General features: G+C 28.4%; 19 protein-coding genes. 9 read left to right on the top strand and 10 right to left on the bottom strand.

Translation table 11 applies throughout. From position 1 onward, the window contains the following. Position 1: 1 nt before the first annotated feature. The 4 genes from ccmE to hspQ form a co-directional block, all read right to left on the bottom strand. On the bottom strand, positions 2 to 421 hold the full coding sequence (gene ccmE / locus F754_RS0107365) for a cytochrome c maturation protein CcmE (RefSeq protein ID WP_023649276.1): 420 nt from the start codon (positions 419 to 421) through the stop codon (positions 2 to 4). 10 nt (positions 422 to 431) lie between these two features. After that, the gene (locus F754_RS0107360) at positions 432 to 659 is read right to left on the bottom strand and encodes a heme exporter protein CcmD (protein WP_023649275.1); all 228 of its coding nucleotides are present in this window, start codon (positions 657 to 659) and stop codon (positions 432 to 434) included. Next, positions 656 to 1,363 (bottom strand): heme ABC transporter permease CcmC, encoded by a 708-nt coding sequence (gene ccsA / locus F754_RS0107355; RefSeq protein ID WP_023649274.1) that lies wholly within the window; start codon positions 1,361 to 1,363, stop codon positions 656 to 658. Before ccsA ends, F754_RS0107360 begins: the two co-directional genes overlap by 4 nt. 162 nt (positions 1,364 to 1,525) lie before the next feature. Continuing rightward, complete coding sequence (gene hspQ, locus F754_RS0107350; protein ID WP_023649273.1) at positions 1,526 to 1,846, bottom strand: heat shock protein HspQ; 321 nt, start codon at positions 1,844 to 1,846, stop codon at positions 1,526 to 1,528. Between the two features lie 87 nt (positions 1,847 to 1,933). Between hspQ and F754_RS0107345 the strand changes: the two genes are divergently transcribed. Together F754_RS0107345 and F754_RS0107340 are read left to right on the top strand one after the other, a co-directional pair. Beyond that, entirely contained in the window at positions 1,934 to 2,485 is a 552-nt protein-coding gene (locus tag F754_RS0107345; protein ID WP_023649272.1) for a septation protein A, read from the top strand. Next, entirely contained in the window at positions 2,478 to 2,822 is a 345-nt protein-coding gene (locus F754_RS0107340) for a DUF2794 domain-containing protein (RefSeq protein ID WP_023649271.1), read from the top strand. The genes F754_RS0107345 and F754_RS0107340 overlap by 8 nt, the downstream gene beginning before the upstream one ends. Before the next feature lie 2 nt (positions 2,823 to 2,824). On the opposite strand, the gene F754_RS0107335 is transcribed toward F754_RS0107340, so the two are convergent. After that, the gene (locus tag F754_RS0107335; RefSeq protein WP_023649270.1) at positions 2,825 to 3,586 is read right to left on the bottom strand and encodes a Bax inhibitor-1/YccA family protein; all 762 of its coding nucleotides are present in this window, start codon (positions 3,584 to 3,586) and stop codon (positions 2,825 to 2,827) included. Between the two features lie 84 nt (positions 3,587 to 3,670). Between F754_RS0107335 and F754_RS0107330 the strand changes: the two genes are divergently transcribed. From F754_RS0107330 to F754_RS0107300, 7 genes are read left to right on the top strand one after another with little or no spacing between them, the layout of a single operon-like run. Continuing rightward, positions 3,671 to 4,705 (top strand): aldo/keto reductase, encoded by a 1,035-nt coding sequence (locus F754_RS0107330; RefSeq protein WP_023649269.1) that lies wholly within the window; start codon positions 3,671 to 3,673, stop codon positions 4,703 to 4,705. After that, complete coding sequence (locus tag F754_RS0107325) at positions 4,696 to 5,205, top strand: invasion associated locus B family protein (protein WP_023649268.1); 510 nt, start codon at positions 4,696 to 4,698, stop codon at positions 5,203 to 5,205. Before F754_RS0107330 ends, F754_RS0107325 begins: the two co-directional genes overlap by 10 nt. Before the next feature lie 8 nt (positions 5,206 to 5,213). Then, positions 5,214 to 6,401: an argininosuccinate synthase gene (locus tag F754_RS0107320; protein ID WP_023649267.1), complete on the top strand. Its 1,188-nt coding sequence runs from the start codon at positions 5,214 to 5,216 to the stop codon at positions 6,399 to 6,401. Positions 6,402 to 6,405: 4 nt separating this feature from the next. After that, positions 6,406 to 7,023 carry a DsbA family oxidoreductase gene (locus tag F754_RS0107315; protein ID WP_023649266.1) on the top strand — a complete coding sequence of 206 codons (618 nt, stop codon included), beginning with the start codon at positions 6,406 to 6,408 and terminating at the stop codon, positions 7,021 to 7,023. 54 nt (positions 7,024 to 7,077) lie between these two features. Beyond that, positions 7,078 to 7,536: a UbiA prenyltransferase family protein gene (locus tag F754_RS0107310; RefSeq protein WP_023649265.1), complete on the top strand. Its 459-nt coding sequence runs from the start codon at positions 7,078 to 7,080 to the stop codon at positions 7,534 to 7,536. Further along, positions 7,536 to 7,916 carry a phosphate-starvation-inducible PsiE family protein gene (locus tag F754_RS0107305; protein ID WP_023649264.1) on the top strand — a complete coding sequence of 127 codons (381 nt, stop codon included), beginning with the start codon at positions 7,536 to 7,538 and terminating at the stop codon, positions 7,914 to 7,916. The genes F754_RS0107310 and F754_RS0107305 overlap by 1 nt, the downstream gene beginning before the upstream one ends. A gap of 6 nt (positions 7,917 to 7,922) precedes the next feature. Beyond that, positions 7,923 to 9,065, top strand: a complete 1,143-nt coding sequence (locus F754_RS0107300; RefSeq protein WP_023649263.1) for a deoxyribodipyrimidine photo-lyase — start codon at positions 7,923 to 7,925, stop codon at positions 9,063 to 9,065. Here the strand turns inward: F754_RS0107300 and F754_RS0107295 are convergent. From F754_RS0107295 to F754_RS0107280, 5 genes are read right to left on the bottom strand one after another with little or no spacing between them, the layout of a single operon-like run. Continuing rightward, complete coding sequence (locus tag F754_RS0107295) at positions 9,062 to 9,670, bottom strand: MarC family protein (RefSeq protein ID WP_023649262.1); 609 nt, start codon at positions 9,668 to 9,670, stop codon at positions 9,062 to 9,064. The two genes, F754_RS0107300 and F754_RS0107295, sit on opposite strands and share 4 nt — an antisense overlap. Before the next feature lie 40 nt (positions 9,671 to 9,710). Beyond that, positions 9,711 to 9,932, bottom strand: coding sequence for a hypothetical protein (locus F754_RS0107290; RefSeq protein WP_023649261.1), 222 nt, complete (start codon positions 9,930 to 9,932; stop codon positions 9,711 to 9,713). 18 nt (positions 9,933 to 9,950) lie between these two features. Further along, complete coding sequence (locus tag F754_RS0107285) at positions 9,951 to 10,670, bottom strand: type 1 glutamine amidotransferase (protein ID WP_023649260.1); 720 nt, start codon at positions 10,668 to 10,670, stop codon at positions 9,951 to 9,953. Between the two features lie 6 nt (positions 10,671 to 10,676). Beyond that, the gene (locus tag F754_RS07735) at positions 10,677 to 10,805 is read right to left on the bottom strand and encodes a DUF2256 domain-containing protein (RefSeq protein ID WP_082254675.1); all 129 of its coding nucleotides are present in this window, start codon (positions 10,803 to 10,805) and stop codon (positions 10,677 to 10,679) included. Further along, positions 10,802 to 12,295, bottom strand: a complete 1,494-nt coding sequence (locus tag F754_RS0107280) for a cryptochrome/photolyase family protein (RefSeq protein ID WP_023649259.1) — start codon at positions 12,293 to 12,295, stop codon at positions 10,802 to 10,804. Before F754_RS0107280 ends, F754_RS07735 begins: the two co-directional genes overlap by 4 nt. Positions 12,296 to 12,308 lie beyond the last annotated feature (13 nt).

The raw sequence follows: 12,308 nt of genomic DNA, 5'->3' as shown, positions 1-12,308 counted from the left end.
CTTACTTTTCTCCAAGTGCTTGTTTTACCTCAGGAGGCATATAATTTTCATCATGTTTTGCTAAAATTTTAGATGCAGAAAAAAAATTTCTGTCTTTTAAAAAACCTTCTGCAACCACTCCCTTTTCTTCTTCAAATAGATTTGGGATTGCTCCAGTATAGGTAACATTTATTTCATTTTTGAAATCTGTAATTACAAACTTAACTTCATTAGAATTTATTGAAATAGAGTTTTTTTTAACCATTCCACCAACTCTAATTTTTTTTTTGTTTAATTCTGGTAAGTCTTTAATTTCTGAAGGTGATTGGAAATATACTACGTTTTCTTCAAGTGATTTTAAAACAAGAAATGTTGTAAGTATTAAAGTAATTAAAATAAGTACTACAAACAAAAATCTTAATTTAACTTTACGACCATACATGGTTTAAAAGTTAATTGTTTGTGGCGTTAGCTAAAATTTCTTTATTAATTCTTTGAGATTTTGCAGCTTCTGCTTTTTCAGAGTTTAGAGATCCAAATTTAGCTACAAATTTATTTTGTTCTTTAATAAATTGAACTTTTGTAATCAAATATAGAGCTGAAAAACTTAAAAGTGTAAAACTGAATGCAGACAATACGTAAACTCCGTATCCGTTCATAAAAAGTAATTCATTTATCATAGTCTATCTAAGCCTTTATTTTTAATTTTTATCAGTTCTGTATTATATTTCATTAAGAAAATTAGCAATGAAAAAAGAGCAAATGCCGCAGTCATTATTAGCAAAGGAAAAAGCATAGATGAATGAATTGAGCTTTTTGATAAAATATTAATTGATGCTGGTTGATGAAGTGTGTTCCACCAATCTACAGAGTATTTAATAATAGGAACATTAACTATACCTAGTATGCTAATAAAAGTTGAGATCTTGAAAACCTTTTCTTCACTTTCATAAATTCTCCATGAAATAAGGTACATTGCATAAAATAATGCTAAAATTAACATAGATGTTATTCTTGCGTCCCAAGCCCACCAAGTTCCCCAAGTTGGTTTTCCCCATATGGCCCCTGTTACTAATGCAATAATATTAAAAACAAATCCAGAAGGCGCTAAACTTTTTGCAATTAAAAAAAAATTTTTATTTTTAATTATAAATCCACTAATTGATAAAAAAGTAATACTTGAAAAAATTCCCAAAGAAATCCATGCAGCTGGAACGTGCACATACATAATTCTGACAGCATCACTTTGCTTGTAATCTTCAGGTGACAAAATTAGTGCTTCCGTTAATCCAACGGAAAACACAACCACAAATAAAAAGAAAACATATTTTGGAGCTTTAGAGGTTATCTGAAAGATCTTGTTTGGATGAAAAAATTTAAACATATTTATTAATGATTTTTAGTATGAAAAGGATTTCCGATCAAGAATGCAGAGGGAGATAATAATGTGAAATTAACGTTTAACACTCTTGATCAGAATATGAGAATAATTTAGTTAATTTATATGGCTTAGATTTGAGCTAAATGTGTTTGAAAAATGATACTATTAATTAGACATTTTAAAATAACTAGAGCCTTTTTTTCCTGAAAAAATCTCTTCAATTAAAGGATGCTTTATTGGCTCATCAGAGTCATCCATAAGAAGATTTTGTTCTGAAACATAAGCTTCGTAAGTTATTTCGTCATTTTCAGCTAATAAATGATAAAAAGGTTGATCTTTTCTTGGTCTCACATTTTTAGGAATAGACTGATACCATTCTTCAGAATTATTAAATTCAAAATCTACATCGTAAATTACACCTCTAAATTCGAAATGTTTATGTTTAACAATGTCTCCAATTGAGAATTTTGCTTTTTGGATTGGCATACGTAGTAGTATGGGTATTTAAAAATAAAAATCAATGCTAAAAAGATTAATGTTTTGCGATGTGGCAAATATGTTAATATCTTTTTAGTGAATAAATCTTTTTTAAAATTTGTTACAGATTTTGGGCCATTAGCTATATTTTTTTTCTATTACTATAATAGTGGTAAAAATTTATCAGTTGCTATTCCTCCACTTATAGTTGCAACTTTATTTGCATTAACTGTTGTTTGGTTTTTTGAAAAAAAAATTCCAATGATGCCATTAATAAGTGGAATATTAATTACATTTTTTGGTGGATTAACTATTTATTTTAATGATCCAATATTTATTTATGTTAAGCCAACAATTATCAATATTTTATTCGCTATGGCTTTATTTTTTGGAAAATATTTTACGAAAGAGCCTGTATTAAAAAAAATTATGGGTAAGTCAATTCCTCTCTCAGATTTAGGATGGGAATTGCTAAATAGAAGATGGATGTTCTTTTTCTTTGGCCTTGCGATATTAAATGAATGTGTTTGGAGAACACAAACGGAGGAGTTTTGGGTAAACTTCAAAGTATGGGGAATGTTGCCAATAACCATTGTATTTACAGGTTTTCAAATACCATTAATCAACAAACATAAAATTGATGCCTAGTAATCTAAAACTAGTAGTAAACAACCCTAATAAACAAATAGAAGAAAGACAATTTTTTGAAAGAGATGAACTCAAAGTTATCTTAGATTTATATGCAAAAATGGTTTCGGAAGGATCGTGGAAAGATTATGGTTTAAGTATCTCTAGCAAGCAAGTCAGTTTCAGTGTTTTTAGAAATGCTGCTGAAAATGCTCTATATAAAATTTGTAAAAATTTTAAGCCAAAAAATAAAAATCTTAAATACCTAATAACAGATACAAGTGGAAAAATTTTAAAAAACTCTTTTGAACTTAAATCTTTATTAAAAAATACAAATTGGAAAAAGTTACAAAAATAAAATTATCTTCTTTGTCCAAACAATCTTAGTAGCATTATAAATAAGTTTATAAAGTCTAAGTAAAGTGTAAGAGCACCCATCACAGCTTTTTTACCCATGACTTCGCCTGTATCACTTACAGCATACATGTTTTTAATTTTTTGAGTATCATAAGCTGTTAAGCCCACAAAAATTAAAACACCTAAAATTGATATTACAAAATACATCATTGAAGATTTCATAAAGATATTAACTATTGAAGCGATAATTATTCCTATTAAGCCCATCATTAAAAATGAGCCAAGTTTTGTTAGATCTCTTTTAGTTGTGTAACCGTAGATGCTCATTGCTCCGAAAGTCGCTGAACATATAAAGAAAACTCTAGTAACACTCATTCCAGTGTAAACTAGTAAAATTGAAGATAAAGATAGGCCCATTAGTCCTGCAAAAACCCAAAAAGTAGTTTGTGCTTTTGAAGCGCTCATCTTATTAATTCCAAAACTCATATAAAAAACTATTCCTAAAGGCGCCAACATTACAAGCCATTTTAGTCCAGACATATAAATTGCATTACCTACTGAGGTTAAACCTACGATTGATCCTGCATCGTTTGTAACTACTGACATTTTAAATGTTAATAATGCAACTATTCCTGTTAATAAAATTCCAGTTGCCATGTAATTATAAACTTTTAACATGTAGGCTCTTAAGCCTTCATCCATTACAACTGTTGACTGTTGAGCTACTTTAGCTCTGTTTAATATTCCGTTTTTATCAAATTTCATAATGAGTAATATATAATAGTCTTTTACTAATTATTCAAGATACCTTAAAAAGATTTAAAATATCCAAAATAAACAAAAACCATTATGAATTATAAAAAACTAGGCAGTACCGAACTTGATGTAAGCACAATTTGTCTCGGTACGATGACTTGGGGTGAACAAAACACTCAAGAAGAAGGTTTTGAGCAAATGGATTATGCTTTAGATCAAGGTGTAAATTTTTGGGATACCGCTGAATTATATGCTGTGCCCCCAAAAAAAGAAACTTACGGTGATACCGAAGTAATTATAGGTAACTGGTTTGAAAAGACAAAAAAAAGAGACCAAGTAATACTTGCATCAAAAGTTGCTGGTCCGGCAAGAGATTACTTAAGGAATGGAGAAAATAGTTTCACAGGTCCCAACTTAGAGTCTGCTTTAGAAAATAGTCTTAAAAGACTTAAAACAGATTACATTGATTTATACCAACTTCATTGGCCTGAAAGAAATGTAAATAATTTTGGAAGTCTAAGTTACACTCATAAAGAAAATAATTGGAACCAATTTGAAGACGTACTTGGAGAATTAAACAAATACATAGATAAAGGTAAAATCAGATACGTAGGTTTATCAAATGAAACTCCATGGGGTGTAATGAATTATCTAAAAGTTTCCAAAGAAAAAAATTTACCAAGAATGATGTCTATTCAAAATCCTTATAGTTTATTGAATAGATCGTACGAAATTGGATTATCTGAAGTATCAATTAGAGAGGAAATTGGTTGTCTTGCTTATTCTCCTCTAGCAAGCGGATATTTAACCGGTAAATATAGAAACAATAATTTTCCAAAAGGTTCAAGAATGGAACGAGATTTTGATTTTTGGACACGCTACAGAAAGCCTAATACAGAAAAAGCTATAGAATTATATTATGACATTAGTAAAAAATATGGACTAGATATGAGTCAAATGTCATTAAAATTTTGTGAAATTCAAGATTTTATGACTAGTGTTATTATTGGAGCAACTACAATGGAGCAGTTGAAAACAAATATAGAAAGTGTAAACATAAAATTAACTGATGATGTCATTAAAGAAATTAATAATGTTCAAAAAATTTATCCTAATCCATGTCCATAATTAAAAAAATTTTTATAATATTGCCAATATTATTCTTTGTATGTAACAGCCAATTGCATGCTGAAGAAGTTAAGAAAATTGGTAAATATAAAGATTGGGAGTCAATGGTTATAACAGAAACTTCTGGTAAAGTTTGTTTTGCACAATCATCTCCAATTCTGCAAGCTCCGAAATCTAATAAAAGAGATGCTAAATTATTTATTGCTTTTAGACCTTCCGATCAAATTATAAATGAAGTCAGCGTAACAGCGGGTTATGAGTTCAACAACAATACAGTGACGGCACAATCTGGAAAAAACAAATTTAAATTTGATATCAAAGAACAAGGTTTTGCATGGATTGCTGATAGTAAAATAGAATTTAGAATGATTAAAAGAATGAAAAAAGGATCTAGAATAATGATTACTGGATATAATCAGAATGGATCCCAAACAATTGATCATTATTCTTTGTTAGGCTTTACTAAAGCTTACAATGCTACAAAAAAAGCTTGTAGCTAAATAAATAAATGAAATCAAAAAAGAAAATTGTTCTAGCCTACTCTGGAGGTCTTGACACTTCTATAATCTTAAAATGGCTTCAGGAAAACTATGATGCAGAAGTGATATGTTATACTGCAGATGTTGGGCAGGAAATTAATAGAAAAAAAATTATAACAAATGCAAAAAAATTTGGAGTTAAAAATATTATAATCAAAGATTTAAAAGACACATTTGTTAAAGATTATGTATACCCAATGATCAGAGGACACGCAATCTATGAGGGTGTTTATTTATTAGGCACATCAATAGCAAGACCACTTATTGCAAAAGATCAAATTAGAGTTGCTAAAAAATTTAGAGCTTATGCAGTTTCACATGGAGCGACTGGAAAAGGGAATGATCAAGTTCGATTTGAATTGGGATATCATTACTTTGGACCCAGCATAAAAATTATTGCTCCATGGAGAATTTGGAAATTAAAATCAAGAACAGATCTTATTAATTACGCAAAGAAACACGAAATATCTATTCCAAAGGATAAAAAAGGAGCTCCTCCTTTTTCAATTGATGATAATTTATTTCATACTTCCACAGAAGGTAAAGTATTAGAAAATCCAAAAAATTCAGCACCTGAGTTTATATTTCAAAGATCCGTTTCACCTGAAAAAGCTCCTAACAATCCAAGCTTTGTAATTATCAATTTTAAAAATGGTGATCCATTCGGTATAAATGGGAAAAAACTTTCTCCAGCAAAATTATTAGAAAAACTTAATCAGCTTGGAGGGAATAATGGAATTGGAAGAGTTGATTTGGTTGAGAATAGATTTATTGGGATAAAATCTAGAGGAGTATACGAAACTCCAGGTGGTACATTGTTAATGCATGCACATAGAGCGATTGAATCTGTCACTCTAGATAAGGAAACAATGCACAAAAAAGATGAGGTAATGCCAAGATATGCCGAATTAATTTATAACGGATATTGGTACTCAAAAGAAAGATTTAAACTTCAAAAAATTGTAGACCTTAAAAAGAATAAAGTGAATGGTTCGGTTAAACTAAAACTTTATAAAGGAAACATAACAATAGAATCGCGACAAACTAAAAGCTCTGCTTATTCAATGAAAAAAGTTTCTTTTGAAGAAAACAAAACATTTAATAAATCTAATGTTGAAAGATTTATTAATTTTCATAAAAAAAAACTTCGTTCTTAAATTAATGAAAATAAATGTTTTTGCAGACACTATTTGCGGATGGTGTTTTATTGGGCACAGAAATTTGAATATTGCCTTAAAAAAATTTCCAAAGGTAAAGTTTGATATTAAACATGTTCCATTCCAACTAAACCCAGATATGCCAATGGAGGGAATTTCTAGAGATAAATATTTAGAAATAAAATTTGGTGGAAAAGATTATGCTGCACCCATGTATGAAAATATGAAATTAAAAGGAAACGCGTCTGGTATTAATCTAGATTTAGATAAAATAAAAAAAACTCCAAATACTGTTCTTTCTCATTTACTAATTATTTTAAGTGAACAATTTAATTTACAAAATGAAATTAAAGAAAAAATATATCAATCATATTTTATTAATGGACTTGACATTGGAGATATCAATATCTTGGTTGATGTTGCTAAGAAAAAAAATATTGCAGAAAATATTTTCAAAGATTTTATTAATGAAAAAAATATTGAACTTGTAAATTCAAAAATATCTATAGCTAAAGAGAAAAATATCAGTGGGGTTCCTTTTTTTGAGATAGGAAAAGATTTTATTTCAGGTGCTCAAAGCTCAATTCAATTAGAAAACGTCATTAGAGCAAATTTAAACTAATATTTAGGACAATTTAACAATTGTTATAATTTTAAAAAATTATAACTTGATATTATGGAATCACTTAAAAACTGGATGGCAGATGCTGCAAATATTTTATTTGATGACAGCAAAAATGACCTTAGATCTTTACCAAGGTCTGTAAGATTACAAATTTTATTAGTCTTAAGTTTTATTTGGACAACAGTTTTTAGCTTATATATTTTTTCTTATACAACATTTGCATTTGGTTGGGCGGGCCTTTATATTGCACACATTGGTTTAATATTTGCAGTCTACATGACCTTTAAGCATTTTCATAAAGCAGAAGAAAAATCTAGCAGTGTCTTTAAAACAAAAAACTTTGACCCTTTTAAAATAATGGTAATTGTTTTTGTTGTAGTATTTATTTTTGTATTCTCTAAAGGAATTGAGGTATTAACAAGCCCTAATCCAAGTTCTTATTCTATTCCTTATGATGGACCTTCTAAATCAGTGTTTGAAAAATGGCTACCATTTAGTAAAAGTAAATAATGGAAAAAATAGCAAAAAACTTACAGCTTGCATTAATGTGTATTATTTTAGTTAGCACAGTTATTGCTGTTGGTATGGAAATTAAAAATATGTTTCTTAACCAATCAGTAACATTAGCTGATTTGCTATTAATGTTTCTATATTTAGAGGTTCTTGCAATGGTAAGAGTATTTTGGAACCAACAGTCAATCAGCATAACTCTACCTCTATTAATTGCCATCACGGCTCTAGCAAGATTTATTATATTACAAGGAAAAGAAATGGACCCAACAGCATTAGTTTATGAGGCTGTTGCAATAGTTCTTATTGCGGCTGCGATTGTAATTCTAAGGTTAAGGCACAGTGATAAATTGGGTCTAAAAAGAAAAAAATCAAGATAATTTATTATGATATTTGAGGCCTCAAGGGCTAAGGCCGTTGATAAATTAAATAATTTTGTAGAAAAAAATTTAATTGATTATTCTAAGCTAAGAAATTTTGATTTAGGACCCAGCAACAGATCAAACATTTCATGTCTATCTCCATACATAACACACGGAGTAATAAATGAATTAGAAGTAATTGATAAATCTCTTAAAAAATTTTCATTTTCAAAAAATGAAAAATTTATTCAAGAAGTTTTATGGAGAACTTATTGGAAAGGTTGGCTTGAACTAAGACCAAATGTTTGGTCAGATTATTTAATAGAATTAGACAATGTTAGAAATCAATTTAAAAACAATCAAAATTATTTAGATGCTATTGAGGGAAAAACAGACATAGACTGCTTCAATCAATGGGTAGTTGAACTTAAACAAAACAACTACCTCCATAACCATACTAGGATGTGGTTTGCCAGTATTTGGATATTTACACTAGAATTACCATGGCAGATAGGAGCAGAATTTTTTATGCAACATCTTTATGATGGTGATGCCGCATCAAATACACTTGGTTGGAGGTGGGTAGCTGGGGTTCAAACTAAAGGTAAGCATTATCTAGCAAGTGAATGGAATATAAATAAATTTACTAACAATAGATTTCAAAACATAAAGCTTAATGAAAATGCCACACCAATATTCAGTGATAAAACTTATCAAGTAAATAAAAAAGATTTTTTAAATTCTGAAATTTTAGATGATCAAACTTTATTAATATTTGAAAATAATATGACTTTTGAATTTTCTGATTTTAAAGAGCATAAATTTAAAAAAATTTTGTTAGTCTTAAATAATACAAATAGAGCCATTAAATTAAGTGAAAAAGTACTAAAATTTAAGGCTGATCTTTTAGAAGATCAAAAAATAAGGTTAGAGGAAAAATCAATTAATTGTGAAATTATTAACATTAGTGATTTAAAGAATATTACTGAAAAAGTTTATGCTCTTTATCCAACTGTTGGTGAAAATTTTGATTTTATTCAGAATAATAATTTAAAAAATATCAAATTATTATATAGAAAGTTAGACCAGTTTTCTTGGCAATATTGTAATAAAGGTTTTTTTAACTTTAAAAATTATATTCCAAAAATTATTGCTAAATTTAATTAAGCTAAAAAGGTTTTAATACCGTCTAAAATATACTGAACACTTAATCCTACAAGAATAATAGCTACCACTCTTGATATAACCCCAATTATTTTTTTATTTATTATTTTAGAAAACTTTGAAGCTATAAAAAAGATTATAAAAGTTAGAGATAGTACAATTACCAATGAAAACATTCCTGCTGTTTGATTTGTAAAATTAGTTCCAATATCTGAAACAGAAACAATTACTGAAGTAATAGCTGCTGGTCCTGCAATAATAGGTGTTGCTAAAGGAAATACACTCACATTATCAGAATTTAAATCTATATCTTCTCCTTTCCTTTGCTGACGCTTGTCAAATAACATCTCTATTGCAATTATTAATAAGATGATTCCTCCTCCTATTGTAAAAGCTGGATAGGAAATATGTAAGTAGCTTAACAATGAGCTTCCAAGTAACGCAAAAAATAACAATATGATGGTTGCAATTATAGTTGCACTAAATGCAACTTTAATTTTTTGTTTTGTCTCCATGTGTTGAGTAATACTCAAAAATAATGGAGTATTTCCCAAAGGATCAATTACTATAAAATATAGGAAGAAAGTTTGAATAAATATCTCTGACATCAGGTTTATCTATCTCTTTAAAAAGATTTTACAATTTAAATTAAAACCAACGTATCATTCCAATAATACCAGCTGTTGCATAAAAAAATTGCAACAAAAGTATTCCTTTATGACCCCCTCTATAAGCCCAAATTCCAATTAATATTGCTGATATAAGTAATAAGCAGAAGCCAAAAAATTCTACTCCAATATTTAATGCAACAAACAACGAATATAAAATAGCAGTAATAACCCCCGTCCATTCAAAAAATTTATTATTCATTTTAGTTGATTAAATAAATCACAATATGGTTTTGAAATTCTCGTAAAGAATTTTAGAATAATTATTCATATCAGACATATTATCTTTTGCTACATTATCAAATTTTTCAAGAGCACCCTCTCCTAACTGATCTTCAAGGGCTTTTTTATATTCTGGAACACACCCCCATTCATTCACTGTGGTATCTTTAATTTCTATATGAAATTGAATTCCATAAGCATGGTTTTGGTATTTAAAAATTTGATATTTAGTTACAGGAGACGATGCTAACAAAGTTACATCTTTATTATTTTCTATTCCCTGCACCTCGTATGAATGCCATTGTAAACTTTTGATATGTTCTGGAAATTTTGAAAAAAAATTATCCTTATCTTTTTCTTTGTTAAAGTTAATATCCATAATTCCAATTTCTGGCGTACTAGATTTAATTACTTTGCCACCTACTACTTCGCCTAGTAACTGACAACCAAGACAAAAACCTAAGTAAGGTTTTTTTAAATCGATAACAAATTCTTTAATTGCTTTTTTTTCTTCAATTAACCAAGGATATTCTTTTTCCATATAGGTATCCATTGGGCCACCCATACAAAACATTCCATCAAATTGACTTAGATCATTTGGAATTTTTTCACCTTCATCTAGCTCGATTGTGGTTAACTTAACTCCATCAGCCAACATTAAATCCTTAATATAACCTGGATCTTCAATTTTAATGTGTTGTAAAACGATTATATTCATTAAGTTTCAGCTTAGCTTAGAGCACTTCTTAGAGCAATATTTTACTCTATCCCAATTTAACTTCCATTTTTTTCGCCAAACAAAATGTCTCTTACAAATTGGACAAACTTTTGAGGGTAGATATTCTTTTTTCACGAAATTGTATTTTGCTTAATAAATTTATCTGCTTCAGATAAAATCATTTTTTTTCTATCAGTTTTCATTTTATCAAAAATTCGAACCATCATAGAGAGTCTTGGATTCTTTAAAAAGAATTGTCTATTTCTATCTATAAATCTCCAATAAAGACCATCCATCGTGTTACACCAATCTCCTTTTTTAAAGTCCATCATTTTCATAAAATAAGCAGATCCACAAATGTATGGTTTAGTTGCAAAAATTCCACCATCACTAAATAATCCCATCCCATAAACATTTGGAACCATTACCCAGTCAGATGAGTCTACAAACATTTCCATAAACCATTTATAAACATAAGTTGGTTTTACCTCACAAAGGTTCATTATATTAGATAAAATCATTAATCTTTCAATGTGATGAGACCATCCATGATTAACTGCGTTTTTAATTGCATGATCTAGAGGTGGTAATCCTGTAGTTCCTTCATACCAAGAGTTCTTCATTTTTCTATTTTGTTTAAAAAAGTTTTTAGTTTCCATTTCATCAGAATAGCTTTGGTAGATCCCTCTCATAAACTCTCTCCAACCAATTACTTGACGAATATAACCTTCAAGTGAGTTCATTCTTATTTTGTGTTTTTTATGAAAATCCAAAATTTTTTGAATAATAAATTCAGGAGTTATTAATCCTAAATTAATATAAGGACTTAGTGCGCTATGAAATAAAATATTATCTCTTTGATTAACAGCATCTTCATAGTCACCAAATAAATTTGATTTTTCTTTTATAAAAAAATTTAAAAGTTTAACAACATCATCATATTCTGTCGCAAGCCAAAAGTTATTTGTGTTACCCGGATGACCTTTAAACAATTTTTCAATGATGGGTTTTAGTTTTTTTGTGTGATTAGTTTCATTTATTTTTGGGAATTTTGGAATTGAAATATCTTTGGGTAATTTATTTCTATTATCTTCGTCAAAACTCCACTTACCACCAATTGGGTTTCCATCTGAACCCATCAATATTCCAGATTTTCTCCTAACTTCTTTATAAAATGTTGCCATAAATGGCTTTTTTGATTTTCCTAAATAATTTTTAAACTCATCTCTTGAGTTTAAAAACATTGGAGTTTGAACAATATTCCAATTAATTTTTTCTTTTTTTAAAAACTCTTTAATTTTTTTTTCAAAAAATTTATCTTCAACTTCAAAACTTGAAATTTCAGTTATTTTATTTTTAGATATTATTTTTTTTAGCTTTTTGAAATAATCCTCTTTGAAATCTTTATCTTCAATTTTTAGATAATCTAATTTAAATTTATTTTTCTGTAAATTATCCGCATAAGAACGCATAGAAGATAGGAATAATAGGATTTTTTGCTTATGATGTTTTTCATAAGTGCATAATCCATTATCTTCCGCCATAAAAAATACATGATCCTTTTTGAAGCGGTCTAAGTATTTTAATGGAAATAACTGATTACCAAGTATAAAAAATAATTTCATAATTAAATATAAC

Origin of the sequence: Candidatus Pelagibacter ubique HTCC8051, from assembly GCF_000472605.1 — a bacterium.
In the GTDB taxonomy this organism is placed as follows: Bacteria; Pseudomonadota; Alphaproteobacteria; order Pelagibacterales; family Pelagibacteraceae; genus Pelagibacter; species Pelagibacter communis_B.
The sequence above is the reverse complement of the archived record's forward strand: the minus strand, read 5'-3'. Positions and strand labels throughout refer to the sequence as shown.